We start from the raw sequence: 26,835 nt of genomic DNA, 5'->3' as shown, positions 1-26,835 counted from the left end.
AGCAGTCTATGGGCATTCGGGAGACGGGACCGGGTGGTTACGCTGGCGGCGTGAAAGCCGTCGCTGACTCACCGCGCGCTGTACTCGGCGCGGGCCTGATTGTCGCTGTGCAGGGTGCGGCCGCGCTGGTTGTCGCGGTGGTGCTGGTGCTGCGGGCATTGGCCGGCGCGGATCAGCATGACGCCAATGGCTACGGCACTGCGGCATGGTTCGCCTTCGTCGGTGTTGCGGTGTCGGCGGCGGGGTGGGCGCTGCTGCGGGGCCGGCGGGTCGGTCGCGGCATAGCGGTGTTCGCCAATCTGCTGCTGTTGCCGGTCGCGTGGTATCTGGGGGTGGGCTCACACCGCTGGGGCTACGGCGTGGTGGTCGGCGTGGCGGCCGTGGCGGTGCTGGTGGCGTTGTTCAGTCCGGCGGCGCTGCGCTGGGTGGAACGACGCCCATAGCCGACAGGATCGTGCCGAACTTCGTCACGGTTTCGGCCAGTTCCTCGTCCGGATCGGATTCGGCGACGATCCCGCCGCCGGCATGGGCCAGCGCGGATCGACGGTCGGCGGACAGTTGCGCGCAGCGGATCGATACCACCCAGCGGCCATCGCCGTCGGCGTCGCACCAGCCGACGGCGCCGGCGTAAAAGCCCCGGTCGCCCTCCAGTTCGGTGATCAGGTCGACCGCAGCGGTGGTCGGAACCCCGCCGACGGCGGCGGTCGGGTGCAGTGCCAGCGCCAAATCCAGTGCAGTGGTGGAGGAGTCGCGCAGCCGGCCGGTGATCGGGGTGTTCAGGTGCCACACCGCAGAGGTACTGCTGAGTTGTGGCTTCGGCGCGACGTCGAGTTCGGTGCACAGTGGCTCGAGGGCCGCCCGCAGCTGGTCGACGACCAATTGATGTTCGTGACGGTTCTTACCGGACGCGGCCAGTGCGGCTCCGTTGGCGGCGTCGACTTGCGCGTCGGGGGAGCGCGGCGCCGAACCGGCGAAGGGCCGGCAGGTGACCCGGTCGCCTTCGCGGGCGACCAACAGTTCAGGACTGGCGCCGACCAGGACCGTGCCGGCGTAGGCCTCCCCGGCCGCACTCAGGTCGACCAGATAGCCGTAGCCGCTCGGATCGGCGGCGACCAACCGGTGTAAGAGTGTGCCGGCATCGAGTGGGGCATCGGCGGCCAGGCGCAGGCCGCGGGCCAACACCACCTTGTGCAGGGCGCTGCGCGGTGCGGTCAGTTCGTCCAGGGCCCGGCGGATCCGGGCTCGATGCTCGTCGGGCTGCGGAATCTGCTCGACGATGCGGACCGCCGGAAGTGCCTCGCCGCCTGCGAGGGCCAGCGCCTCGTCGCGTCGCACCTCGCGCGGGACGAACAGGGCCGCGGCAGAATCGGGACGGAAAGGCAACGCCCCCACAACTATTGGGGCTTTCCCGCAGGACAATGCAGCCTGGGCGGCGGTGACATCGGCGAACCCAGCTGTCATCGCATCGGCCGACAGCGTCCCGGCGGGCCCGGAAAGGACGAACGTCGGTGCCGACAACCCTCAGGCTCCCGGTCCGGTCAGACCGAGCGAGATGAGTTGGCGCACTCCGTGCTCGAACCCGCACACGGCCATCGAGGCCGCGGCCATCGCGAAACGCGCTCCGTCGGCCAACGGCAGCTCCAGCCACCGCGTGATCACCGCCCGGGAGAAGTGGCCGTGTCCGACGAACACCACATCACGCGAGGGGAGCTGCCGCAGCGCCAACGCAACCATGCGGTCGGCGCGGTCGCTGACCTGCGCCACCGTCTCACCGCCGGCACTGCCGTGTGTCCAGATCAGCCAGTCGGGTTCGGATTCGCGGATCTGTGCGGTGGTCAGCCCTTCGTAGCGGCCGTAGTCCCATTCGGCGAGGTCGTCGGAGAGCTCATCGACGTGCAGTCCGGCCAGCTCGGCGGTCACCTGGGCTCGGCGGCGCGGGCTGCAGATCACCAGCGGGTTGTCCGGGGCAAGCTTTGTCAGTGTTGCTCGGGCAGCGGCGGCTTGGCGCCGGCCCACCTCGGTCAACTCCAGATCGGTGTGCCCGGTGTGCCGACCGCTTTGGGACCACTCGGTTTCCCCGTGGCGCAGCAGCAGAAGTCGGTGCTCCTCGATCCCCACGCCCGTCGATTCTGCCCGACGGCGGACACCGAGCGGCGTTTGGTGCTCCGCGGAGCCAAGCCGTGCCAGTATGTCGGTGTGACGGGGATGCGGATCTTGGCGGTTGCCAACCAGAAAGGCGGCGTGGCCAAGACCACGACGGTGGCTTCGCTAGGTGCGGCGATGGCCGAGCTGGGTCGGCGGGTGTTGCTGGTCGACCTCGACCCGCAGGGCTGCCTGACCTTCTCCCTGGGCCACGACCCCGACAAGCTGCCGGTGTCGGTGCACGAAGTGCTGCTGGGCGAGGTGGAGCCCAACACGGCATTGGTACCGACCGACGAGGGGATGACCCTGCTGCCGGCCAACATCGACCTGGCCGGCGCCGAGGCGATGCTGCTGATGCGGGCGGGCCGCGAGTATGTCCTGGCGCGGGCGCTGGCCAAGCTGGAAGACGAGTTCGATGTGGCAGTCATCGACTGTCCGCCGTCCTTGGGAGTGCTGACCCTCAACGGTCTCACCGCGGCAGGTGAGGTGATCGTGCCCCTGCAATGCGAGACCCTGGCGCATCGAGGCGTCGGCCAATTCCTGCGCACCGTCTCCGACGTCCAGCAGATCACCAACCCCAAGCTGCGTCTGCTGGGGGCCCTGCCGACGCTCTACGACTCGCGCACCACCCACAGTCGCGACGTGTTGCTCGACATCGCCGACCGCTACGACCTGCCGGTGCTGGCCCCGCCGATCCCGCGGACGGTGCGTTTCGCCGAGGCCAGCGCATCGGGGGCGTCGGTGATCGCCGGACGCAAAAACAAGGGCGCGCAGGCCTATCGGCAGCTGGCCGAGGCGTTGCTCAGGTACTGGAAGAACGGCAAGGCGTTGCCCACGTTCACTCCCGAGGTCTAGCGGACCATCAGCCCAGCGGTGATCGCAAGCGCGGCGGAGCCGGGCGAAGCGGGTCGCCGCTATTAACCCAGCGGTGATCGCAAGCGCGGCGGAGCCGGGCGAAGCGGGTCGCCGCTATTAACCCAGCGCGACCACGGTATCGCCGCGCTGCTCCAACACCGTCGGACCCGACACCGCCGGAAACACCGTCGAGACCCCGGGCGGGCGGCTGACCGGGATGATGCGTTCAGGCGCGCCGGTGTCCTGGTCGAAGACGCCGACGCCGTCGGTCACCGGGATCAGTAGGCGATCGGCCATCCGCGCCGCCGGCCCCAACGGAACCGCGGCGCCCGACCCCGGAATGGTGTAGCGGTAGGTCAGCGTTCCGGAGTCGAACACCATCACGGCGTCGCCGGTCCACCAACAGATCAACCCGGTGGGCCGCGATACCGGCAGTGCGGCGCTGGCGGGGGTGGGTTTGGCCGGCAGCATGGTCTTGGCGATCGTGGTCCCGGTCTGGTCGACGACCTCGATCCGGGGCTGCGGGGTGGGCAGATAGACCGCGGTGTTGGCGCCGGCGTCGGAGTCGGTCACAGCAAGTACCCGGGCGCCGGAGTCCGCGGTCACTCCGCGTTCGGCGATGTGCTGAGTCTCCGGCTCGTCTTCTTCCTTGCCCGCGCGCAGCAGGGTCAGTTGCAGATCGGCCTGGCCCGCGCAGGACTCCAGTACCGAGACCGCCGAGGAGGCCGCCGCTGCCGAGACCAGGGTGCAGCCCTGTCCGCGCCCGCGCGCCGAGGGTTTCACTCGAGCATCGATTTCCCCGTAAGACATCACTCGGACCAAGTCGGAACGCCACAGTTCCAGGCGGGTGGAGCCGGCCGAGAGCACCGCGTTGCCCTCGGAGGAGACCCGCACGGCCCGGTCGGCGTAGCTGGTGCGGGCCGGTCCCCGCTGGCCGTCGGCGGCGACGACCGCGCTGACCTGGCCGCACCCGCGGGAATCGGGATAGACCGCGACGGCGTAACGGTAGATCCAGGACACCGCGCATAGGTCGACGTCGCGGGAGTAGCTCCAGCGCTCGTCCCCGGTGACCGGGTCGCGGCCACTCATCCGCGGACCGTCGCCGGTGATCACCGTGCCGGAGACCAGCACCGGCGCCCAGGTTGCCGGGCTGGCCGCGGTCCACAGTTGCGACAGCGCCGCGGGCACCATCGCCGCCGATGGGGGATTGGTCGCCGAGTCCGATGCCGGCCGGCTGATCGTGGCGCGGGCATCGCTGGTCCACCAGATGGCCAGTCCGACGACGACGATCACGACCGCGATCACGGCCGCCGCGACCAGATCACCGGAGGTGCGGCGCTCGGGTCGCACCATCTCAGCGGCCTAGCTCAGCTGCCGTTCGCGGCAGCGGCCGCGGCCTTGTTCGGGCGACGACGGCGGCGACGCCGCGGCGCACTGGGCCCGGTGGTCTCCGGGGTCGCGGCGGTGCCGGTCCCACCCGCCTCGACGCTCTGCGGGGCGCCGTCGGCGGCGTTCGTCTGGCCACCCCGGGTGCGCCGCCGTGACCTGGTGGCGTTGCGGGGCGCTCGCTGGCGGTCCGCCGCGGTCTCGCGGGTTTCGTCCTCGGACCGCTTGGCCGGTGACCGGTGTACCTTGCCGATCGCGCCGCTGACGTCGGTGGGGATGTTCAGCTCGGTGAACAGGTGCGGGGAGCTCGAGTAGGTCTCCGCGGGGTCCGGGCAGCACAGGTTGAGGGCCTTGTCGATCAGCGTCCAGCGGGCCAGTTCGTCCCAGTCGACGAGGGTGACCGCGACGCCGGTCTTGCCGGCGCGGCCGGTACGGCCGATGCGGTGCACGTAGGTCTTCTCGTCGTCCGGGCACTGGTAGTTCACCACGTGCGTCACGTCGTCGATGTCGATTCCTCGGGCGGCCACATCGGTGGCCACCAGCACATCGATGTCGCCCGTGCGGAATGCCTTGAGAGCCTTCTCGCGGGCGACCTGATTGAGATCGCCGTGCACCGCGCCCACCTTGAACCCGCGCTCGCCCAGGTCGTCGGCGACCTTCTGGGCGGTCCGCTTGGTGCGGGTGAAGATCATCGTGGCGCCGCGGCCGCGGGCCTGCAGCACCCGCGCCACCAGTTCGGCCTTGTCCAGCGCGTGGGCCCGGTAGACGAACTGCTCGGTGGCGTCGTGCACCGCCGAAGAGTGCGGTGCCTCGGCACGAATGTGGGTGGGCTGGTTCATGAAGCTGCGGGCCAGCGTGATGATCGGGCCGGGCATGGTGGCCGAGAACAGCATCGACTGCCGGTCGTCGGGGATGCGGGACAAGATGCGCTCGATGTCGGGCAAGAAGCCCAGGTCCAGCATTTCGTCGGCCTCGTCGAGCACCAGCACCGACAGGCCGCCCAGCTGTAGGTGTCCCTGCTGGGCCAGGTCGAGCAGCCGGCCCGGGGTGCCCACCACCACGTCGGCGCCGGCCTGCAGCGCCTCGATCTGCGGTTCGTAGGGCCGCCCGCCGTAGATGGCCTGCACCGAGAGGGGACGGTCTCCGGCGGTCAGGTACTTGGCCGCGTCGGCCAGGTCACCGGAGACCTGGATGCACAGCTCACGGGTGGGTACCACGACCAGCGCTCGGGGTGCGCCGGTCAGTGGCCGGTCCGGGCTGGTGGTGACCCGCTGCAGCAGCGGGATGCCGAAGCCGTAGGTCTTGCCCATACCGGTGCGGGCCTGGCCGATCAGGTCGTCGCCGGCCAGGGCCAGTGGCAACGTCAGCTCCTGGATCGCGAAGGCGTGCTCGATACCATCCTCGGCCAGTGCGCGGACGATCTCGTCGCGAACGCCCAGTTCGGCGAAGCTCGGAGGGGTAGTGGGAACGGTGGTAGAGATCAGTGGGGTCATGCGCGGGCAGATGCCTTTCGAAGTCGGCGCGGTATGTCAGTCGATCGCGGTGCGGGTCGGGGCGCACACACTGGAGACGGTCGATACTTTGCCCATATTCGAAGGCACCGCCGGGGGCCCTGCACTCGCCGAGGAGGCGGGCCAACCACGTGTACGCACATTGCGCGGCAGCGCCGAAGAGGCACTGCCTATGGCTCATAGTACCTGGTCGGGCCGGGCATCGGTCCATTGCCGCGGAACGCATACAGTGTGGTGATGAATTCGGTTCCCTCCGCCGACGCGGAAGCGCAGTCTTCCCCGCCGCGGCTGTCCGCCGATCATCCCGGTGTCAACGAGCTTTTCGCGGTGCTGGCCTATGGCGAGGTGGCCGCGTTCTACCGGCTCACCGACGAAGCCCGGATGGCACCCGATCTGCGTGGCCGGATCTCGATGGCGGCGATGGCCGCCGCGGAGATGGGCCACTTCGAACTGCTCCGCGAAGCGCTTGATCGCCGCGGTGTCGATGTGGTCGCGGCTATGTCGAAATACGCTACCGCCCTTGACAATTACCATCGGCTGACGATGCCCAGCACCTGGCTGGAGGCATTGGTCAAGACCTACATCGGCGACGCGATGGCGGCCGACTTCTACCTGCAGATCGCCGACGGGCTGCCCGACGAGGTGGGCGATGTGGTGCGCGCGGTGCTCGCCGAGACCAAGCATTCGCAGTTCGTCGTCGACGAGGTGCGCGGTGCGGTCACGGCCAGCGCCAAACAACGCAGCCGGCTGGCGTTGTGGTCGCGTCGCCTGCTCGGTGAGGCCATCACCCAGGCCCAGTACGTGTTGGCCGATCGCGACGAACTCGTCGATCTGGTGGTGTCGGGGGCGGCCGGGCTGGCCCAGCTGGCCGGGTTCTTCGATCGCCTCCAACACACCCACGACGAACGCATGCGCGAGCTGGGTCTGGCCTAGCGGCGATCGCGAGCGCGGCGGAGCCGGGCGAAGCGGGTCGCCGCCATGGCTTAGCGGCGATCGCGAGCGCGGCGGAGCCGGGCGAAGCGGGTCGCCGCGATAATGTCAGCACGTGACCGGCGGGCATGCCCAGGATCTGCGTGATCTGGCGCGGCTGCGGCGCGTCCGGGACCGGATCGACCGCGACTACGCCCAACCGCTGAACCTGGACGCACTCGCGAGCGACGTGCACCTGTCCACGGGACACTTGTCGCGACAATTCAAGCTTGCCTACGGCGAATCGCCGTACTCCTACCTGATGACCCGCCGGATCGAACGCGCGATGGCACTGCTGCGGCGCGGCGACATGAGCGTCACCGAAGTCTGTTTCGCGGTGGGCTGCTCATCGCTGGGGACCTTCAGTACGCGCTTCACCGAACTCGTCGGAATGCCACCCAGCCGCTACCGGGCGGAGACCATGCACCTCACCGAGGGCATCCCGTCGTGCCTGGAAAAACAGGTCACCAGACCGATCAGGAATCGAGAAGCCCCAGCCGGCGCGCTGCACCTACCGTGACCGCTATGGATATCACCATTCATTCGAGTTTCCTGCCGCACGACGACCCGGAAGCCTCCCTGGCCTTCTACCGCGACGCGCTGGGTTTCGAGGTGCGCCTGGACGTCGGAAAAGGCAAAATGCGCTGGATCACGGTCGGACCCCCCAATCAGCCCGATACCTCGATCGTTCTGTTCCCGCCGGCGGCCAACCCCGGGATCACCGACGCTGAGCGCCGCGTCATCGCCGAAATGATGGCCAAGGGGACCTACGGCACGCTTCTGCTGGCCTCCAAGGACCTCGACGGCGCGTTCGACCGGTTGCAGGCGGCGGACGCTGAAGTGGTCCAAGAACCGACGGAACAGCCATATGGCGTGCGGGACTGCGCTTTCCGTGATCCCGCCGGCAATATGGTTCGCATTCAACAACGCTGAGAAGACGGTTATCGCCAAGGGCGAACAGCCGGTGCGCACCAACCGGGTCCCCGTCCACTAGCCTGCTTAACAACGCCCACCGCAAACGAAAGGGGCCGGCGTGGAGGTCAAGATCGGGGTCACCGACAGCGCGCGCGAACTGGTCATCAACAGTGCGCAGACGCCCGATGAGGTCGAGAAGTTGGTCGGCGCCGCGTTGGGCAAGGGCGCAGACGGCGCTGGACTGCTTGCCCTCACCGACGAGAAGGGCCGTCGCTTCCTGGTGCAGGCCGCCAAGATCGCCTACGTGGAGATTGGTGTCGCCGACAGCCGGCGGGTCGGTTTCGGGATCGGCGCTGACGCCGCTACCGGGTAAGGGGCACGTGTGATAGCCCGCCCCAGGCGAACGCCACCGTCCCGTCGACGGCGTCGTCCTTGGAGATCGGGCGGTCACTGTCCAGCCAGTACCGGGCGCAGTCGACGCTGATCGCGACCAACCCAACCGCGACCATCCGGGCGCGGTGCGGGTCCAGGCCGGAGTCGTGGCTGACCAGGTCGAAAATCGCGTCGATGCACGACTCGGTGGCCACCCGCACCTGAACCGCCACCTGCGGCTCGGCAACGTTGTCGTTCTCGAAGATCAGCCGATAGCCCTGGCTGTCGTGCTCGATGAAGTCGAAGAAAGCCTGCACCGCCGACCGCAGCCGCTGACGGTTGTCGGTGGTGGTCCGCAATGCCTGACGGACGCCGGAGACCAGGTTCTCCACGTGCCGGGCCAGCACCGCCAGGTACAGCTCCAGCTTCGACGCGAAGTGCTGGTAGAGGATCGGTTTGCTGACACCGGCCCGCTCGGCGATCTCATCCATGCCGGCTGCGTGGTAACCGCGGTCGACAAATACATCACTGGCGGCGATCAGCAGCTGCCCCCGGCGCTCGTCGCGGGGGAGCCGGCTGCCTCGGCGGCCGCCGGTGGTCGCCGCCTTGGTGCCGCTCGAGCGACGGCCGGTCGGCTGAGCGCCGTCCCGCTCTGCCGTGTCGATCGGTTTGCTCATCGACTCCTCAATCTGGTTCGGCCGGACGCCCGGGACCTGGGTCCGCGACGGCCGGTGCGTGACAGCGAGACTACGCGCTGCAGCCGTCACTTCCACCAGCGACATCCGCCAATCGGCCGTCGATCGCCATTTCGAACCCTTCGCGGCACACCTCCTGGCGTGCCGCAGAGTCCCAGCTCGCAGACCTTGTGCCATTCTGGGACGGTGACCTACGACCCGGGGCGGAGCGGCGGCGGTCGAGCCCCGGTGCTGCGGGATCGCTTCCGCGAGCCATTGCGCGCCCAGCGTGACCCGCTCGCGGCCGGTGCTGGGCGGCTGCGGTCCGACCGTGATGTGCACCGCCAGTGGCGCAAGCAGACCTGGCTGGGCAGGTTCGTGTCCACCTACGGCTGGCGTGCCTATGCGCTGCCGGTGCTCATGGCTCTGACCGTCGTAGTGGTGTATCAGACCGTGACCGGCACCGGAGTGCGCACCCAGGCCGCCGACGACACGGTCCAGGGGCCGCCGACGATCGGATCGGCGGGCACCTCGATCATCGGCGCACCACCGCGCGGCCTCACCGAGTTCGACGTCAACCTGCCTACCGGCGTGCTTCCCAACGGCGGCCCGTTCACCGAAGCCGGCGACATGTCCTGGCATGTCATACCCGGCACGGAGCCGGAATTCGGTCAAGGCACCGAGAAGGTGTTCGCCTACACCATCGAGGTGGAGAACGGCATCGACACCACGGCGTTCGGTGGCGACGAAGCGTTCGCCCGGATGGTCGACCAGACTCTGCGTAACCCCAAGGGATGGACGCACACCCCGCAGATCGGGTTCGTACGGGTCGACGCCAGCAGCCCGATCACCCCTGATTTTCGGATCTCGCTGACGTCGCCGATCACGGTCCGGGAGGGCTGCGGCTACGAGATTCCGCTGGAGGCGTCCTGCTACAACCCGTCCTACGGGGCCAAGTCGGAGCCGCGGGTGTTCATCAATGAAGCCCGCTGGGTTCGCGGTGCCGTGCCCTTCCAGGGCGACATCGGGTCCTACCGGCAGTACCTGGTCAACCACGAGGTCGGCCACGCCATCGGCTACCAGCACCACGAACCGTGCGATAAGCAGGACGGGCTGGCGCCGGTGATGATGCAGCAGACGTTTGGCACTTCCAACGACGACGCGGCGAAGTTCGACCCGGACTGGGTCAAGCCGGACGGGAAGACCTGCCGCTTCAACCCGTGGCCGTCTCCGATTGCCTGAGCCGGTCAGCTGCCCTTTGGGAAGCTTCACCCGCGGTTTGTCGTTGCCTCCACCAGCTGCTGTGATGGGTTGGCGGACGCGACGTTGAGGAGAGTGCCCGGTGCCGATATCACTGCCGCCGCTGGTGGAGCCGGCCGGTGAGCTGACCAGGGATGAAGTGGCGCGCTACAGCCGCCACTTGATCATTCCCGACGTCGGCGTGCAGGGGCAGAAGCGACTCAAGAACGCCCGTGTGCTGGTGATCGGCGCCGGTGGGTTGGGCGCGCCGACTCTGCTGTATCTGGCCGCCGCCGGCGTCGGCACCCTCGGGATCGTCGACTTCGACGTCGTCGAAGAGTCGAACCTGCAGCGCCAGGTCATCCACGGGGTCTCCGACATCGGACGCGCCAAAGCCGAAAGCGCCCGGGACTCGATCGCCGAGGTCAATCCGCTGGTACGGGTGCAGCTGCACCAGGTGCGGCTGGACCGGTCCAACGCCGTCGAACTGTTCGCGCAGTACGACCTGATCCTGGACGGCACCGACAACTTCGCCACCCGCTACTTGGTCAACGACGCGGCGGTGTTGGCGCACAAGCCCTACATCTGGGGCTCGATCTACCGCTTCGAGGGCCAGGTGTCAGTGTTCTGGGAGGACGCGCCGGCCGACGAGGACGGCAACGAGCGCGGCCTCAACTACCGCGACCTGTATCCCGAGCCGCCGCCGCCGGGCATGGTGCCCTCGTGCGCCGAGGGCGGAGTACTCGGGGTGTTGTGCGCCTCGATCGGGTCGGTGATGGGCACCGAGGCGATCAAGCTGATCACCGGTATCGGCGAACCGCTGCTGGGACGGCTGATGATCTACGACGCGTTGGAGATGAGCTATCGCACCATTGCGATCCGTAAGGACCCCGCCACACCGGCGATCACCGAGTTGGTGGACTACGACGCGTTCTGCGGCGTGGTTCCCGAGGAGGACGCCGTCGCGGCCGCCGGATCCACGATCACTCCCGCCGAGCTGCGTGAGCTGCTGGACTCCGGGCAACAGTTGGCACTGATCGACGTGCGCGAGCCGGGAGAGTGGGCGATCAACCGCATCGAGGGTGCCCAGTTGGTCCCGCAGTCGATGATCAACACCGGTGAGGGCCTGGCGAAGCTCCCGCAGGACCGAATGTCGGTGCTGTACTGCAAGACCGGGGTCCGTTCGGCCCAGGCCCTAGCCACTCTGAAGAAGGCTGGCTTTGCCAACGCGGTCCACCTGCAGGGGGGAATTGTGGCGTGGGCCAAGCAGATGCAGCCCGACATGGTCATGTATTAGCGGTTTATGGCGGTGACCCGCCGTGCCCGGCTCCGCCGTGCTTGCGATCACCGTGACTAATGACGGTGACCCGCCGCGCCCGGCTCCGCCGTGCTTGCGATCACCGCGGCTAGTCTTATCGCGTGACCATCGAGCCGCCGCCCGAACATGTGCTGGCGACGTTCGGTACTCGCAACGTTTCGCCCACGCCGCTCGGTGCCGGCTGGGAAGACGGCTGGAAGTGCGGGGAAGTGGTCCTGTCGATGGTCGCCGACCATGCCAGGGCCGCGTGGTCGGCGAAAGTACGCGAGACCCTGTTCGCCGACGGCATCCGCCTGGCCCGCCCGGTGCGTTCCACCGACGGACGCTATGTGGTGTCGGGTTGGCGCGCGGACACCTTCGTCGGCGGCAGTCCCGAGCCGCGCCATGACGAGGTGGTGTCCGCGGCGGTTCGACTGCACGAAGCCACCTCCAAGTTGGAGCGGCCCCGATTCTTGACCCAGGCACCGGTGGCGCCGTGGGCCGACGTCGACGTGTTCATCGCCGCGGATCGGGCGGCCTGGGAGGAACGGCCATTCGCCTCGCTGCAGGCCGGTGCACGGCTAGCCCCGGGGTCGGTGGACGGTCAGCGGTCGATCGACCTGATCAACCAGCTGGCCACCTTGCGTAAGCCCACCAAGAGCCCCAGCCAGTTGGTGCATGGCGACCTGTACGGCACGGTGCTGTTCTCCGGCGCCGCCGCGCCCGGTATCACCGACATCACGCCCTACTGGCGGCCCGCCTCGTGGGCGGCCGGCGTGGTGGTGGTGGATGCCCTGTCGTGGGGTGATGCCGACGACGGGCTGATCGAACGCTGGGAAACGCTGCCCGAGTGGCCGCAGATGTTGCTGCGCGCGTTGATGTTCCGACTTGCCGTACATGCTCTGCATCCGCGTTCGACCGAGGAGGCGTTCCCCGGGTTGGCCCGCACTGCGGCGTTGGTCCGCCTGGCGCTCTAGCCTTCGCTTCTCGCTTCTCGCCGAACGTGTACTCAGCGCGGGTTCTCGGGCTGTTCTTTCGGCCTGATTACACGCTCGCCGAATGTGCCACCCTCAGAACCGGTGTCGCAGCGTGCGCAGATCCACTTTCCCGTCGACGGCCAGGACTCCTTCGGCGCGAAGACGTTCCAGCTGCTCGGTACGTAAGTGGTCCGCCGGCCGTCCCGACGCCAGGAGCACCCGGTGCCAGGGCAGGTCCGTGCCGTCGATCCGCAGAATCCAGCCCACAATGCGGGGACTGGAAAGCCCTGCCGCCGAAGCGACGTCGCCATAGGTGGTGACCCGGCCGGCGGGCACGCTGATGATCAGCGCGCGCACCAGCTCGACCTGTTCGTCGGTGACGGCCGCCACGGACTGCGCTCCTAGCGCCGGGCCAGCTGCGCGCGGATCACGGCGGCAGCCTCGGCGGGACGGGCCTGGTCGACCATGTGATTGCAGTCGAAGTCGACCAGCTGGAAGTTCGCGCCCAGCCGATCGCGCAAACCATCGATGAGCGCCGCTTCCACATACGGCGGCGAGGTGCGGGTGGCCCGGACCACGGTGGTCGGCGTGGATTTCGGCAGCACGATAGCGCGGGCCAACTCGCTCCAGTACGACATCATCGCGGGCACGCTGATACGCCAACCGAAGCGGCCCGAGGGTAGCGCGACCAGATGCTCATCGAGTTCGATGTCGAGCAGGCCGGGATCCACGTCGGACCAGGCGCCGTTCTCTTTCTCGGCCCGCGCCTCGGCGGGGTCGGGGTAGTCGGGGGAGGCCAGCATCGCGGCGGCGATCGTGGCCATCCACTCGCCGTCCAGGCCGATCGCCGGGTCGAGCAGGATCAGCGCGTCGACCAGGTCGGGCCGTGCCGCGGCCAGATGCAGCGCGATCGCACCGCCGAAGGAATGCGCGACCACCGGAATGGGGCCGTCAGCGGTGCCCTCCAGCAGCGCCACCAGCGCCGCGACGTTGGCGTCGATGCTCCACGGGGCCGCCCACGACGAGTGCCCGTGGCCGATCAGGTCCGGCGCGGCGACGGCAATGTCGGACAGCTGCTCGGCCACGTAGCGCCAGCGCGCCCCGTGACCGGTCAGCCCGTGGACCGCCAGGAGCCCCACCGGTGCGTCCGGGCCGTAGCGGTGCACATGCAGTCGATGATCGGGATTCACCCGTCGATGGTGCCAGCCGCGCCCACACTTGTCGGAGGGCAGTGCTCTCATAGGCGGCATGCCACACGATTGGGGATCGCCCACCGCGCAGGTCGCCGCGGCGCTCGATCCGCGTGCGCGTGGCGTCGTGCAGGTGCGCGGAGGCCCCGGCACCGGCAAGACCCGCCTGCTGGTGGAGCTGGCCACCGCCCACATCGCCGCCGGCGTGGACGCGAATTCGGTGCTGCTGCTCACGGGCTCGGGCCGGCTTCCCTCGGCGGACCGCGGAGCCCTGACCGCGACGTTGCTGGCCGCCGGCGGGCCCGACAGCGGCCAAGCGATCCGGGAACCACTGGTGCGGACCGTGCACGGCTATGCCTTCGCGGTCCTGCAGCGCGCGGCCCGGCGAGCCGAGGCCACCCCGCCGCGGCTGGTTACCGGCGCCGAACAGGACAGCGTGATCCGGGAGCTGCTTGCCGGGGACGGAGCCGGCGCCTGGCCGCCGTCGCTGCACGCCGCCCTGGCTACCGACGGCTTTGCCACCGAACTGCGGGACTTGATGGCACGCTGCGCCGAACGCGGCGTGGACCCGGCCGAGCTGACCAGGCTGGGCAAGCGCTGCCGGCGCCCGGAGTGGACGGCCGCGGGCCGGTTCGCCCAGCAGTACGAGCAGGTGATGCTGCTGCGTGCCGCAGTCGGGACCGCCGCGCCCCAGGCGACTACGCCGGCGCTGGGCGCGGCGGAATTGGTCGGGGCGGCGCTGGAGGCATTCGCGACCGACCCGGATCTGCTCATCGACGAACGCAGCCGGATCCGGCTGCTGCTGGTCGACGACGCCCAGCAACTCGACCCGCAGGCAGCACGGTTGGTGCGGGTGCTCGCCGCCGGCGTGCACCGGACGGTGATCGCCGGCGACCCCGATCAGGCGGTGTACGGCTTCCGCGGTGCCGAACCCACCGTCCTGCTGGCCGACGATGCGCAGCCCGACGGAGCCGCGGTGCCCGTGGTGACGCTGACGACGTCGCACCGGTGCGCCCCGGCGGTGGCCAAGGCCATCAGCACCGTTGCCGGGCGGTTACCGGGCACCAGCGCCACCCGTCGCATCGAGGGCACCGGACCCGACGCCGGTACGGTGGGCGTGCGCACCGCGGCCAACAGTCACGCCGAGGCCGCCCTGATCGCCGACACCCTGCGGCGCGCCCACCTGATCGACGGCGTGCCGTGGTCGCAGATGGCGGTGATCGTCCGGTCGGTGCCGCGGGCGGCCGCGCGGCTGCCCCGCACCCTGGCCGCCGCCGGAATCCCGGTCGAGCTACCGGCCAGCGGTGGCCTGCTCGCCGAACAGCCCGCGGTGGCAGCCCTGCTCACCGTGCTGGAGTGCACCGCTGACGCCGTGGACGGACGTCGGGCGCTGGCCCTGCTCAGCGGGCCGATCGGGCGGGTGGACCCCATCTCGCTGCGGCAACTGCAGCGCACCCTGCGCCGCGGCACGGCTCGCCTGGAGACCCCATCTGATCCCGGCGACCGCCTCGCGGCAGTGCTCACCGGCGCATCCGGTGACCTGCCGGCCGTGCACACCCGCGCGCTGCGCCGGGTGCGTGCGGTGTTGCAGGCCGCGGCCCGCAGCCACGCCGACGGCCGCGACCCGCACCACACGCTGTGGCAGGCCTGGAATCGGTCAGGGCTGCAACAACGTTGGCTGTCGGCAGCCGAGCGCGGTGGTACTGCCGGCGCCCAAGCCGGGCGGGACTTGGATGCGGTGACCGCGCTGTTCGACCTCGCCGAGCAGTACGTGGCGCGCACCGCCGGTGCCACCCTGACCGGACTCATCGAGTACGTCACTGCCATGCAACTGGCGGCGCCCCGCACCGAGTCCGCGACGGGCACGGAGGCAGTGGGTGTGCTCAGTGCGCACGCCGCGCTCGGGCGCGAATGGGATCTGGTGGTCATCGCCGGAGTCCAGGAAGGATTGTGGCCCAACACCGTTCCGCGCGGCGGAGTGCTGGGAACCCAGCGGCTCCTGGACACCCTGCATGGCTTCGGGGAGGAAGTCTCGGCTCGGGCCCCGCTGCTTGCCGAAGAGCGGCGGCTGTTGGTGGCGGCGCTGGGCCGGGCACGGCGTCGGCTGCTGATCACCGCTGTCGACGGCGACGGGGACGGCGGCACCGAGGAACAGCTCCCGTCGGAGTTCTTCGCCGAACTCGCGGCCTGCGCCACCGATGAAGGGCACGCAGCGCCGGCAACACCGGTGGTGGCTCCGCCGGTGCTGTCCGCGGCCGGGCTGGTGGGCCGACTGCGTGCCGTGGTCTGCGCACCGGAGACCGAGGCCAGCGATTCTGAACGCGCGGACGCGGCAATGCAATTGGCGCGACTTGCCCGGGCCGGGGTGCCCGGTGCCGATCCGAACAGTTGGTACGGCGCGGCGCCGTTGAGCACCGAGGAGCCACTTCGACAACTCGGCGACGGACCGGTCACCTTGTCGCCGTCGGCTCTGCAGAGCCTGCTGGACTGTCCGCTGCGCTGGCTGGCCGAGCGTCACGGCGGAACCGACGGTCGCGACCTGCGCTCGACGATCGGATCGGTGATACACGCGTTGGTCGCCGAATCCGCAGGCAGCCAGCAGGAACTGCAGGCCGAGTTGGATCGGGCATGGCAGCGGCTGCCTTTTGCGTCGCAGTGGTACTCGGCCAACGAACTTGACCGGCATCGCGCCATCATCGAGACGTTTCTGGCATGGCGGGCCCAAACCCGTGGCGAACTCACCGAAGTCGGCACCGAGGTCGGCTTCGACGGAGTGATCGACGCCGGTGATGACGGGGTTCGGCTCCGCGGCCGGATCGACCGGGTCGAACGCGACGCCGCCGGCCGGCTGGTGGTCGTCGACGTCAAGACCGCGAAGACCCCGGTCAGCAAGGACGACACACAACAGCACGCCCAGTTGGCGGTTTACCAGCTGGCGGTCGAAGCCGGGCTCATCGGGCCGGACGAGCGGCCAGGCGGGGGCCGGCTGGTCTATCCCGCCAAACCGGGAACGGTCGGCGCCACCGAGCGCCAACAAGACCCCCTGACGCCCGACACCGGTGCGCAATGGCGGGAGCGGATCGCGCAGGCGGCCGCGGCCACCGCCGGTCCGCAGTTCGCCGCCCGCGTCAACGACGGGTGCCGGCACTGCCCGGTCCGGCCGATCTGCCCGGCCCACAACGGTGGGTGCGGCGCATGAGAAACCGCTACGACCCCGCCGAACTGGCAGCCGCGCTCGGGTTGCACCAGCCCACCGAGGAGCAGGCTGCGGTCATCGCCGCCCCGCCGGGCCCCCTGGTGGTGATCGCCGGCGCGGGCGCCGGCAAGACCGAGACGATGGCCGCCCGGGTGGTGTGGCTGGTTGCCAACGGCTATGCCGAGCCCGGGCAGGTCCTGGGGCTGACCTTTACCCGCAAAGCGGCCGGCCAACTGCTGCGCCGGGTTCGATCCCGGCTGGCGCGGTTGGCCGGCGCCGGACTGATGGCGGCCGAACCGAATAAATCCGGCGCGAACGGCACCGACGGTGTCCCGCCGGCAACACCGGTGGTGAGCACCTATCACGCCTTCGCCGGCGCGCTGCTGCGCGAGCACGGGCTGCTGCTCGGCATCGAGCCAGACACCCGCCTGCTCACCGAGACCGGGCTGTGGCAGCTGGCGTTCGACGTGGTCAGCGGCTATCCCGGGGAATTGCACACCGACCGGGATCCCGCCGCGGTCACCACAATGGTGTTGCGGCTGGCAGGCCAGCTCGCCGAACACCTGGTCGACACCGACGCACTGCGCCACACGCATTTGGAGTTGGAGCGGCTGGTGCACACCCTGCCGCCGGGCCCGCGACAGCGCGCCGAACCCAACCAGTCGCTGCTCAAGATGCTCGACACTCAGACCGAACGTGCCGAGCTGGTGCCGCTGATTGAGGCCCTACACCAACGCATGCGGGCGGAACGGGCAATGGATTTCGGCGCCCAGATGGCCACAGCCGCGCGCCTGGCGCAGTCAAACGAGGCCGTCGGCGCCCGGTTGCGCGCCACCTACCGGGTGGTGCTGCTCGACGAGTATCAAGACACCGGGCACGCCCAGCGCATCGCCTTGTCGTCGCTGTTCGGCGGCGGTGTCGACGACGGTTTGGCGCTGACCGCGGTGGGTGACCCGATCCAGTCGATCTACGGCTGGCGCGGCGCCTCGGCGACCAACCTGCCCCGATTCGCCACCGACTTCCCGCTCTCCGACGGCAGCCCGGCACCCACCCTGGAGCTGCGGACCAGCTGGCGCAACCCGCCGGAAGTGCTGCACCTGGCCAACGAGATCTCCGCGGAGGCACGCCGACGCTCCGTCACGGTGCAATCGCTTCGGCCGCGCCCGGCCGCGGCCCCCGGCGACGTGCGCGTCGCGCTGCTGCCCGACGTGGTCACCGAAGACGAGTGGGTCGCCGAGGCCTTGCAGCGGTGCTACCGGCAGGCCGACGCCGAGGGGGCTGCCCCGCCCACTGCCGCCGTGCTGGTGCGGCGCAACGCAGACGCCGCGCCCTTGGCCGAGGCGATCCGCGCCCGAGGCGTCCCGGTGGAAGTGGTGGGGCTGGCCGGGCTGCTGTCCGTGCCGGAGGTGGCCGACCTGGTGGCGATGCTGCGGCTGATCCAAGAGCCGACCGCCGGCGCGGCCGCGATGCGCGTGCTGACCGGTCCGCGGTGGCGGCTCGGCGCCGCCGATCTCGCCGCGCTGTGGCGACGCGCCGCCGAGCTGGCCCGGCCCGAACAATCCAGTACGCCGGTATCGGCCACGGAGATCGCTGCCACGGCCGGACCCGATTCCGAGACCGCATGTCTGGCCGACGCGCTGGCCGATCCCGGTCCGACAGAGCGCTATTCGGCCATCGGATACCGGCGCATCGTCGCCCTCGCCGACGAACTGACCCTGCTGCGCGGGCATCTGTGGCATCCGCTGCCCGATCTGGTCGCTGAGGTACGTCGGGTGCTGGGCCTGGACTGTGAGGTGCTCGCCGCGCAGCCGGTGGCGGCAAGTGCGGCAGGCACCGAACAACTCGACGCCTTCGCCGATGTGGTGGCCGGTTACGCCGAGGGTGCCGGGGCCCAGGCCGCGCTGCCGGGTCTGCTGGCTTATCTGGACGCCGCCGCCGTGGTAGAGAACGGGCTGGCGCCGGCGGCGCCGGCGGTCGCTGCCGACCGTGTCCAGATCCTCACCGTGCATGCCGCCAAGGGGCTGGAGTGGCAGGTGGTCGCGATACCGCACCTGGTGGCACGGGTTTTCCCGTCGACTGCGTCGCGACGCAGCTGGCTCTCCGACGCCGCCGAACTGCCGCCGCTGCTGCGCGGCGACCGGGCCCAACTCGACGGTTCAGCGAGGTTCGACGGAGGAGAGACGAAGCTGGGACCGTCGCATCAGCCCGACGGTTCAGCGAGGTTCGACGGAGGAGAGACGAAGCTGGGACCGTCGCATCAGCCCGGCGACCATGGTGTCCCACTACTCGACACCAACGCGGTCACCAACCGAAAGCAGCTGTCCGGCGCCATCTCCGAACATCAGCGCCGCCTGGATCAGCGGCGGGTCGACGAAGAGCGTCGGCTGCTCTACGTCGCTGTAACCCGCGCCGAGGACACTCTGCTGGTCTCTGGCCACCACTGGGGACAGGGCGAGATCAAGCCGCGTGGCCCGTCGGACTTTCTCACCGAGATCAAGGCGGTGATCGACAGCTCGGCCGAGGCCGGGACTCCCTGCGGGGTGGTCGAGCACTGGGTGCAGGCGTCGGCCGACGGTGAGAAAAATCCGTTAGGCGACACCGTAAACGAAGAAATATGGCCGGTTGATCCGCTGGCCGGCCGGCGCGATGATATCGAACGTGGCGCGGCTTTGGTCGTTGCGGAGCTGCAGGCCGGTGAACCCCAGGGCGGTGAACCCCAGGACGACACTCCCTCGGTCAGCTCGTGGGCAGCCGACGTGGATGCCCTGCTGGCAGAGCGAGCCACGGCCACGACGCAGCGGGCCCGCGTTCTGCCCACCCAGCTCTCGGTCAGTGGCCTGGTCGAGCTGAGCCGTGACCCCACCGGCGCCGGGCAGCGTCTGAGTCGCAGGCTCCCGTCCCGCCCGGACCCGCATGCGTTGTTGGGCACCGCGTTTCATGACTGGGTTCAGCGGCTCTATGGCGCCGAGCGACTTTTCGAGCTGGAAGATCTGCCCGGCGCTGCCGATGCCGACACCGCCCGCGCCGATGCACAGGAGCTGGCCCGTCTGCAGGCGGCGTTCCTGGAATCGCCTTGGGCCGCCCGCACTCCCACCGCCGTTGAGGTGCCGTTCGAGATGGCCATCGGCAGCCGGGTGGTGCGCGGCCGGATCGACGCGGTGTTCGTCGAGCGCGACGGTGGTGTCACGGTGGTGGACTGGAAGACCGGCGCGCCCCCGGATGGACCAGAGGCGCGCCGGCACGCCGCCGTCCAGCTCGGCGTCTACCGGTTGGCCTGGGCCGCGTTGACCGGCTGCCCGGCATTGCAGGTGCGAGCCGCCTTCCACTATGTGCGTTCCGGGATCACCGTGGTTGCCGACGAGCTGCCTGAACTGGCTGACCTGGCCGCGCTGCTCAACACCTGACGGGCCGTGTGGTTACAGTGGGTCCGTGCGTCAGGCTGACCGATGACCGCCCGTCGTGGCAGGAGCTAGCTGGCGGCGGTTGCGGCGTCTTGACGAGACGCTGACCGCCCAACCCAGTTATGCGCTCGTCGGCGTGTTACGCATGCCGCACGGGCAGTCAAGTCCCGGCCGCACCGTCTACCGCCGAAGCCTGATCGCGCTGGCGGCACTGCTGGTGTCCACGCTGTTCGTCTACGTCGACCGCGACGGCTATCAAGACGTTCAGGGCGACCGGTTGAGCTTTCTGGACTGCCTCTACTACTCGGCGGTGACCCTGTCGACCACCGGATACGGCGACATCACGCCCGTCACCGAGTTCGCCCGCATGATCAATGTGCTGGTCATCACCCCGCTGCGGATCGCCTTCCTGATCTTGCTGGTCGGAACGACCGTGGAGGCGTTCACCGAGACCTCCCAGCAGGCATTTCGCATTCAGCGTTGGAGGAAGAGAGTGAAAGACCACACCATCGTCATCGGGTACGGAACCAAGGGCAAGACCGCGATCGCGGCGATGCTCGGCGACGACGAGACCACCCCTAGCGACATTGTCGTGGTGGACAACGACCGAGCCGTCCTCGAACGCGCCAAGACCGCCGGGCTGGTGACCGTCGACGGTGATGCGACCCGCTCGGATGTGCTGCGGCTGGCCAGCGCCCAACGCGCGTCGGCGATCGTGGTGGCCACGGGCTCCGATGCCACGGCGGCGTTGGTGACGCTGACCGCCCGCGAGATCGCCCCGCAGGCCACCATTGTGGCGTCCATCCGGGAAGCCGAGAACCAGCACCTGCTGGAGCAGTCCGGCGCCAACTCGGTCGTGGTGTCCTCGGAGACCGCCGGTCGGCTGCTCGGCATCGCCACCACCACGCCCCGGGTAGTCGAGATCATCGAGGACTTGCTCACCCCGGATGCCGGCTACGCCATCGCGGAGCGTGAGGTGGAGCACCAGGAAGTCGGCGGATCGGCCAAGCACCTTAACGAGATAGTCCTTGCCCTGGTCCGCGACGGCCGGCTGCTGCGACTGGATGCACCGGAGGTCGATGTGATTGAGACCGGCGACCGGCTGCTCTATGTGCGTACGGTGACCAACCAGTGATGCGTCGACGCGGGAAGGACTGATGGGCAACTTCCAGCTGCGCCAGGTGCCCCTGCTGTCGCGGGTCGGGGCGGATCGAGCCGACCAGTTGCGTACCGACACCGACGCGGCAGTCGCCGGCTGGTCCTCCGCCGCACTGCTGCGCGTCGATCCCCGGAACCAGGTACTGGTCGCTGCCGGCCGGGTGGTGCTGCAGGAGGCCAGCGAACTGAGCGACACACCGCCACCGGACGCGGTGTTCCTAGGCCGTGTCGAGGACGGTAGGCACGTCTGGGCGGTCCGCGGCGCGCTGCAGGCGCCGACCGGTGCCGACGTCTCGGTGCTGGACATCCGTGCCACCGGCGACATCTTCGACGACGTCAGTGCCCAATTGGTGTCCTCGGCCATCGCGCTACTGAATTGGCATGACAATGCCCGGTTTTCGGCGGTCGACGGTACACCGACCAAGCCGGCACGAGGTGGGTGGGCGCGGGTCAATCCGATCACCGGTGTCGAGGAGTTCCCGAGGATCGACCCGGCGGTGATCTGTCTGGTGCATGACGGCGCGGACCGGGTGGTGCTGGCCCGCCAGCACAACTGGCCGGTTCGGATGTTCTCGCTGCTGGCCGGGTTCGTCGAGGCCGGCGAGTCTTTCGAGACCTGCGTGATCCGCGAGGTTCACGAAGAGGTCGGGCTGAGCGTGCGTGATGTGACCTATCTGGGCAGCCAGCCGTGGCCGTTCCCGCGGTCGTTGATGGTCGGTTTCCACGCCGTCGCTGATCCGGGTCAGACCTTCGTCTTCAGCGACGGCGAGATCACCGAGGCGGCGTGGTTCACCCGCGACGAGGTGCGCACCGCGCTGTCTGCCGGGGCGTGGAACAGCGGCGATCCCGATGCGAAACTGCTGCTGCCCGGGTCGATCTCGATCGCCCGGACCATCATCGAGTCCTGGGCTGAGCAGGACTGAACGACGCGCGATCGTCGAATTCAAGGGGTAACACCGTCGGTCCGGTCAGTTCGGTGACCGGTTTCCACGGCGCCGGGCCGGTGCGACGCGGACACGGCATCATCGCCGTGAGAACCCGCAGTGCCTCGATCAGTTCGACCCGGGCCAGGTGCACACCCAGGCAGTAGTGCACACCGCCACCGAAGGTCTGCATCGTCGGTGTTCCGGTACGGGTGATGTCAAAACGATCCGGGTCTTCGAAGGCAGCCGGATCCCGGTTGGCCGCAGCCGTATTGGCGATGACGAACGAGCCTGACGTAAACATCACACCGCCGAGCTCGACGTCGACGATGGTTTTGCGCAGGACCCGGAGGTTCACCGGGCTGTGTCGCAGCACCTCCTCAACCGCTTGTGGCACCAGATCGGGGCACCGGCTCAACATCTCCCACTGATCCGGATGATCGACGAGCACCTGCACGGCCGCGGCCAACTGATGCCGGGTGGTGTCGGTACCGGCATTGAACAGGATCACCACTAGGGCGACGAGTTCGTCGTGGCTCAACCGGTCGCCGTCCTCTTCGGCCCGCAGCAGCTCGGAGAGCAGGTCATCGGCCGGCTCTCGGCGCCGTACGGTGATGAGCTGTTCGACGTAGTCCTCCAGGCCGTCCCAGGCGCGCAGGATCTCGCTCTCGTTTTGGGCGACCTCGATGCTCATCGCCTTGCCCACACCCACCACCCACTCGGACAGCTGTTCCCAGTCCTGGCGCGGGGCGCCGAGCAGCGAGCAGATGATCGGGATCGGATATGGCCTGGCGATATCGGCGACGAAATCGCACCGACCGGCGGCGGCGCACCGGTCTACCAGCTCGGTGATGACGTCAGTGCACGCGCTGCGCATCCGTTCGGCGGCACGTGGGCTGAAGGCCTTTGCCACCAGAGCACGCAGCCTGCGATGCTCGGTGCCGTCCAAATTGAGCAACAGCCGCGTGACCCGATCCCAGACGGGACCGGCGGTGATGTTCTGCAGCACCAGGGCGATGCCCTGCGGCGTCACAAACCGTGGATCGCGCAAGACGCTTCGCACCAGGTCGTAGCTGAGCACTTCTGGACAGAACGGGCCGAGGGCGACCGGACCCGCGCCACTGGCCTCGGCGACGGCGCGGTGGAATTGCTCTGGAGTCGGGTTATCGCCGTAGTGGATGGTCGGCAGGCTCGCGTAAGGATTCATGTCCAGAACTCTGCGATGTTGCCGACGCTCGGCCATCGGTCAAAGAGCGTAATTCTGCGTCCACCGGACGCCTACGTACGCGCTGAGTCGAGGCAATGATTGGCATTTTCGCTGATGTTGTATGTCATCTGTCACCGCAGGCTGGCTAGCATGAGCGAAACGAGCTGGAACGGCACGGGCATGACTGACATCGGGGAACTTCCGACGGGCACCGTCACCCTGCTGTTGGCCGACGTCGAAGGTTCGACGCGGTTGTGGGATACCCAGCCCGAGGTGATGCGGGCAGCAGTGGCACGGCTCGATCAGATCTTGGCCGAGGTGGTCACGCACCACCATGGTGTCCGGCCGGTCGAACAGGGGGAGGGTGACAGCTGTGTTGTCGCCTTCGCCCGTGCCATGGACGCCGTGGCGTGCGCGTTGGAACTGCAGCGGGCGGCCTTGGCGCCGATCAAGTTGCGGATCGGACTGCATACCGGCGATGTGCAGCTTCGCGACGAGGGCAACTACGTCGGTCCGACCATCAATCGCACTGCGCGGCTTAGAGATCTCGCCCATGGCGGTCAGACCGTGCTGTCGGGTACCACCGAACTCCTTGTCATCGACCAGCTCCCGGACGATGTCATGCTCACTGACCTGGGGACTCACGCACTGCGGGACCTGCCTCGCCCGGAACGTGTCGTGCAACTCTGCCACCCAGACTTGCGCAACGAGTTCCCGCCGCTTCGGGTCGCCAGTCCCGTTGATATCAACCACCTTCCGGTACACCTGACGAGTTTCATCGGCCGTCGGCAGGAAATCGCCGACGTCGGGAAGGCGCTCAGTGAGAATCGCCTTGTCACCTTGACCGGTGCGGGCGGGGCCGGAAAGACTCGGTTGGCGGTGCAAGTCGCCGGCATTGTCGCCGCGAATTTCGCCGCCGGGGTCTGTTATGTGGATCTGGCACCGATCGTTGAGCCGGAGATGGTTGCTGTGACGACGGCGCGAGCGTTGGGTCTGCCCGACCAGCCCGGCCAACCGTTGAGCGGCATGCTGCGGCGGTTCCTGCGTGATCGTGAAGTCCTGATTCTGCTCGACAACTGCGAGCATCTCCTCGACGCCTGTGCGGAGCTGATCACCGGCCTGCTGGCAGCATGCCCCGCGGTGACGTGGCTGACGACCAGCCGCGAGCCGATCGGGGTGACCGGTGAGGTGAGCTGGCGGGTGCCGTCACTCGGCTTGTCCGACGAAGCGATCGAGCTGTTTGGCGATCGCGCCCGTCGCACCAAGCCTGGTTTTGCGGTGTCCTCCGACATTCTCGACACGGTGACCGAGATCTGTCGTCGCCTCGACGGGCTGCCGCTGGCGATCGAACTTGCAGCGGCGCGGGTCAGGGCATTGTCGCCCGACGAGATCCGCGACAGCCTCCACGACACCTTCCGGCTGTTGACGGGTGGTGCGCGCACCGCGGTACGACGCCAGCAAACCCTGCGAGCCTCGGTCGATTGGTCCCACGCCCTGCTGTCGGAGCCCGAGCAGGTGCTGTTCCGCAGGATGGCGGTTTTTCTCGGCGGGGGTGACCTCGACGCGGCCCATGCGATCATGGGCGGCGGGATCGAGCGCTACCAGGTGCTCGATCAGCTCGTCCTACTGGTCGACAAGTCACTGGTGGTCGCCGACGACAGTCCACATGGCACCCGCTACCGGTTGCTCGAGACCGTGCGCCAATACGCCATGGAAAAGCTCAGCGAATCCCGCGAGGCCGACGAAATTCGGACCCGCCACCGTGATCACTACACCATGTTGGCGGCAGCGCTGGATTCCGGGGACCAGGCCGTCCAAGAACACCTCATCGATCGGCTGGATGTCGAAATCGATAATTTACGAGCAGCTTTCGCGTGGAGCAGGGAATGTGCAGACGTCGATAGGGCACTGATGCTGGCGGTTGCGCTGCAACCGCTGTGGCTGACTCGCGGGCGCATCCAGGAAGGGCTGAGTTGGCTCACGGCGCCCTCTGACGCGGACCGTTCCGAGGTGTCGGAGACGCGGGCGTGGGCGTCGGTATGTCGGGCGCAGCTGCTGTCCTTTCTCGGACGGACCGATGTCCTCAACGACGCCGAACAATGCCTGGCCGTCGTCCGCGAGCGCGGCGACCCCGCCATGCTGTCCCGGACGCTGGCGGCATGCGGGATGATCTGTGCCCCCGGTAAACCCGAGTTGGCCCGCGAATATTTCACCGAGGCGGCCGATTTCGCCCGAGCTGTCAACGACTTGGGGACGTTGGGTCAGGTGCTGGCCTCGAACGCGATCGCGGGTCTGATGTTGGATCAGCGCCTCGCCGAGATCACGGCTGCCGCCGACGAGGGGCTCCGGATCGCCGAGGACATCGGCGCGGCGTTCATCGCGCGCCAGTGCCGGTTCGCGCTGGGCTGGGCTCAGATGTACGGCGGTGACTTATCCGGCGCCGTCACTCGTTTGGGGGAGGTGATCGAGGATGCCGTAGGGGCCAACGATGCGATGTACTCTATGTACGGCCACACCATGCGTACCTTTGTGTTGGCCTACGCGGGAGACACGGCGGGGTCGCGGGCCGAGGCGGCGGCGGCCTCGGACAGGGTTTCCCTCTTCGAGTACTACAACGGTCCCGTTTATTGCGCACTGGGGATGGCGCACCTGGCTGCGGGGGACGCGTCGGCGGCGCGGCAGGCATTCGAAACTGCCCGTGAGTGCTCCGGGCTGGACCCGCAGACCGCTTCGTCCTTTGTGTGGGCGTCGTTGGCGCCGTTGGTATGTGGCGACATCGCCGACGCGGGACGCTGGGCCGACGATATTGTGGCGGCGACTCGCGGCTACGGTCGTGCGTTGACGCTGGTAGCGCGTGCCCGGGTGGAGATCGCTCGGTCTGACGTCGCGGCAGCCGAACGCGACGCCTATGAAGCGCTCGCGATTGCCGAGGAACTCGGTGCGCCATTCCTGGTCCCGTTCGCCCTCGACTGTCTCGGCCACACGGCGGCTGCCTCGGAAAACCATCTGGTTGCCGCTCGCTTGTTCGGTGCAGCTGAGGCGGCTCGCCGGCTCATCGGCGTCAAACCGTTGGCGGTGCTGGCCGAGCAAGATCGGTCCGGGCTCTCCGTTCTACGAGATGCGTTGGGTGAGAACGCCTTCGAAGCGGCCTGGGCGGAAGGTTCCGCGCTGTCGATTAATGAGGCGGTTGGCTACGCGCGGCGCGGCAAGGGCGAGCGCAAGCGCGCGGAGAGCGGGTGGTCGTCGCTGACCCGAGCCGAGCGCGAAATCGTGCGGCTGGTCAGTGAGGGGCTGGGTAACAAAGAGGTCGCGGCACGGCTGTTCGTTTCGCCGCGTACGGTGCAGGCTCACCTCACCCACGTCTACACCAAGTTGGGGCTGAGCTCGCGGGTCCAGCTGGCACAGGAAGCGGCCCGGCACTGA

The 26,835-nt window shown here is 68.8% G+C and carries 22 protein-coding genes and 1 pseudogene; 14 read left to right on the top strand and 9 right to left on the bottom strand.

Annotation, left to right across the window (positions count from 1 at the left end):
* Positions 1–8 precede the first annotated feature (8 nt).
* Positions 9–443, top strand: a complete 435-nt coding sequence (locus tag NM962_02000; GenBank protein ID UVO12960.1) for a hypothetical protein — start codon at positions 9–11, stop codon at positions 441–443.
* Here NM962_02000 and NM962_01995 read toward each other — a convergent pair.
* Entirely contained in the window at positions 403–1,461 is a 1,059-nt protein-coding gene (locus NM962_01995) for an isochorismate synthase (GenBank protein ID UVO14504.1), read from the bottom strand. The two genes, NM962_02000 and NM962_01995, sit on opposite strands and share 41 nt — an antisense overlap.
* Positions 1,462–1,521: 60 nt before the next feature.
* Positions 1,522–2,118, bottom strand: a complete 597-nt coding sequence (locus NM962_01990) for an acid phosphatase (protein UVO12959.1) — start codon at positions 2,116–2,118, stop codon at positions 1,522–1,524.
* Positions 2,119–2,196: 78 nt separating this feature from the next.
* On the opposite strand from NM962_01990, the gene NM962_01985 reads away from it, so the two are divergent.
* A complete protein-coding gene (locus NM962_01985) occupies positions 2,197–2,997 on the top strand; it encodes an AAA family ATPase (protein ID UVO12958.1) in 801 nt (266 codons plus the stop codon).
* A gap of 117 nt (positions 2,998–3,114) precedes the next feature.
* Here NM962_01985 and NM962_01980 read toward each other — a convergent pair whose 3' ends face one another.
* Positions 3,115–4,350 carry a hypothetical protein gene (locus NM962_01980; GenBank protein UVO12957.1) on the bottom strand — a complete coding sequence of 412 codons (1,236 nt, stop codon included), beginning with the start codon at positions 4,348–4,350 and terminating at the stop codon, positions 3,115–3,117.
* A gap of 14 nt (positions 4,351–4,364) precedes the next feature.
* Complete coding sequence (locus NM962_01975) at positions 4,365–5,876, bottom strand: DEAD/DEAH box helicase (protein UVO12956.1); 1,512 nt, start codon at positions 5,874–5,876, stop codon at positions 4,365–4,367.
* Positions 5,877–6,131: 255 nt separating this feature from the next.
* Between NM962_01975 and NM962_01970 the strand changes: the two genes are divergently transcribed.
* Complete coding sequence (locus tag NM962_01970; GenBank protein UVO12955.1) at positions 6,132–6,827, top strand: ferritin-like domain-containing protein; 696 nt, start codon at positions 6,132–6,134, stop codon at positions 6,825–6,827.
* Here NM962_01970 and NM962_01965 read toward each other — a convergent pair.
* A pseudogene (locus tag NM962_01965) lies at positions 6,822–6,923 on the bottom strand (gamma-glutamyl-gamma-aminobutyrate hydrolase family protein). The gene NM962_01970 and the pseudogene NM962_01965 overlap by 6 nt on opposite strands.
* A gap of 16 nt (positions 6,924–6,939) precedes the next feature.
* On the opposite strand from NM962_01965, the gene NM962_01960 reads away from it, so the two are divergent.
* From NM962_01960 to NM962_01950, 3 genes are all read left to right on the top strand, one after another.
* The gene (locus NM962_01960) at positions 6,940–7,383 is read left to right on the top strand and encodes a helix-turn-helix transcriptional regulator (GenBank protein UVO12954.1); all 444 of its coding nucleotides are present in this window, start codon (positions 6,940–6,942) and stop codon (positions 7,381–7,383) included.
* Between the two features lie 5 nt (positions 7,384–7,388).
* Complete coding sequence (locus NM962_01955; GenBank protein UVO12953.1) at positions 7,389–7,796, top strand: VOC family protein; 408 nt, start codon at positions 7,389–7,391, stop codon at positions 7,794–7,796.
* Between the two features lie 100 nt (positions 7,797–7,896).
* Entirely contained in the window at positions 7,897–8,151 is a 255-nt protein-coding gene (locus tag NM962_01950) for a DUF3107 domain-containing protein (protein UVO12952.1), read from the top strand.
* Here NM962_01950 and NM962_01945 read toward each other — a convergent pair.
* The gene (locus tag NM962_01945) at positions 8,141–8,827 is read right to left on the bottom strand and encodes a TetR/AcrR family transcriptional regulator (GenBank protein UVO12951.1); all 687 of its coding nucleotides are present in this window, start codon (positions 8,825–8,827) and stop codon (positions 8,141–8,143) included. The two genes, NM962_01950 and NM962_01945, sit on opposite strands and share 11 nt — an antisense overlap.
* A 204-nt stretch (positions 8,828–9,031) precedes the next feature.
* On the opposite strand from NM962_01945, the gene NM962_01940 reads away from it, so the two are divergent.
* The 3 genes from NM962_01940 to NM962_01930 all read left to right on the top strand — a co-directional run bounded on the left by NM962_01940 (position 9,032) and on the right by NM962_01930 (position 12,337).
* Positions 9,032–10,066, top strand: coding sequence for a DUF3152 domain-containing protein (locus NM962_01940; GenBank protein UVO12950.1), 1,035 nt, complete (start codon positions 9,032–9,034; stop codon positions 10,064–10,066).
* A 100-nt stretch (positions 10,067–10,166) separates the two neighbouring features.
* Complete coding sequence (moeZ, locus tag NM962_01935) at positions 10,167–11,360, top strand: adenylyltransferase/sulfurtransferase MoeZ (GenBank protein ID UVO12949.1); 1,194 nt, start codon at positions 10,167–10,169, stop codon at positions 11,358–11,360.
* A gap of 122 nt (positions 11,361–11,482) precedes the next feature.
* The gene (locus NM962_01930) at positions 11,483–12,337 is read left to right on the top strand and encodes a TIGR02569 family protein (protein UVO12948.1); all 855 of its coding nucleotides are present in this window, start codon (positions 11,483–11,485) and stop codon (positions 12,335–12,337) included.
* Positions 12,338–12,430: 93 nt separating this feature from the next.
* Here NM962_01930 and NM962_01925 read toward each other — a convergent pair whose 3' ends face one another.
* Both NM962_01925 and NM962_01920 read right to left on the bottom strand, forming a co-directional pair.
* Complete coding sequence (locus NM962_01925; GenBank protein UVO12947.1) at positions 12,431–12,727, bottom strand: MGMT family protein; 297 nt, start codon at positions 12,725–12,727, stop codon at positions 12,431–12,433.
* Positions 12,728–12,738: 11 nt separating this feature from the next.
* The gene (locus NM962_01920) at positions 12,739–13,527 is read right to left on the bottom strand and encodes an alpha/beta hydrolase (protein UVO12946.1); all 789 of its coding nucleotides are present in this window, start codon (positions 13,525–13,527) and stop codon (positions 12,739–12,741) included.
* 58 nt (positions 13,528–13,585) lie between these two features.
* On the opposite strand from NM962_01920, the gene NM962_01915 reads away from it, so the two are divergent.
* The 4 genes from NM962_01915 to nudC are packed head-to-tail and all read left to right on the top strand — an operon-like array spanning position 13,586 to position 22,205.
* Positions 13,586–16,726, top strand: coding sequence for an ATP-dependent helicase (locus NM962_01915; GenBank protein ID UVO12945.1), 3,141 nt, complete (start codon positions 13,586–13,588; stop codon positions 16,724–16,726).
* Complete coding sequence (locus NM962_01910) at positions 16,723–20,127, top strand: ATP-dependent helicase (GenBank protein ID UVO12944.1); 3,405 nt, start codon at positions 16,723–16,725, stop codon at positions 20,125–20,127. The genes NM962_01915 and NM962_01910 overlap by 4 nt, the downstream gene beginning before the upstream one ends.
* A gap of 55 nt (positions 20,128–20,182) precedes the next feature.
* Positions 20,183–21,259, top strand: coding sequence for a potassium channel family protein (locus NM962_01905; protein UVO12943.1), 1,077 nt, complete (start codon positions 20,183–20,185; stop codon positions 21,257–21,259).
* A 22-nt stretch (positions 21,260–21,281) separates the two neighbouring features.
* Positions 21,282–22,205 (top strand): NAD(+) diphosphatase, encoded by a 924-nt coding sequence (nudC, locus tag NM962_01900; protein ID UVO12942.1) that lies wholly within the window; start codon positions 21,282–21,284, stop codon positions 22,203–22,205.
* Here the strand turns inward: nudC and NM962_01895 are convergent.
* Positions 22,177–23,412, bottom strand: a complete 1,236-nt coding sequence (locus tag NM962_01895; protein UVO12941.1) for a cytochrome P450 — start codon at positions 23,410–23,412, stop codon at positions 22,177–22,179. The genes nudC and NM962_01895 overlap by 29 nt on opposite strands.
* Before the next feature lie 150 nt (positions 23,413–23,562).
* Here NM962_01895 and NM962_01890 point away from each other — a divergent pair, with 150 nt between their 5' ends.
* Complete coding sequence (locus NM962_01890; GenBank protein ID UVO12940.1) at positions 23,563–26,835, top strand: LuxR family transcriptional regulator; 3,273 nt, start codon at positions 23,563–23,565, stop codon at positions 26,833–26,835.

The organism is Mycobacterium sp. SVM_VP21, from assembly GCA_024758765.1.
GTDB classification, from domain to species: domain Bacteria; phylum Actinomycetota; class Actinomycetes; order Mycobacteriales; family Mycobacteriaceae; genus Mycobacterium; species Mycobacterium heraklionense_C.
This window is presented reverse-complemented; position numbering and strand designations above follow the sequence as displayed.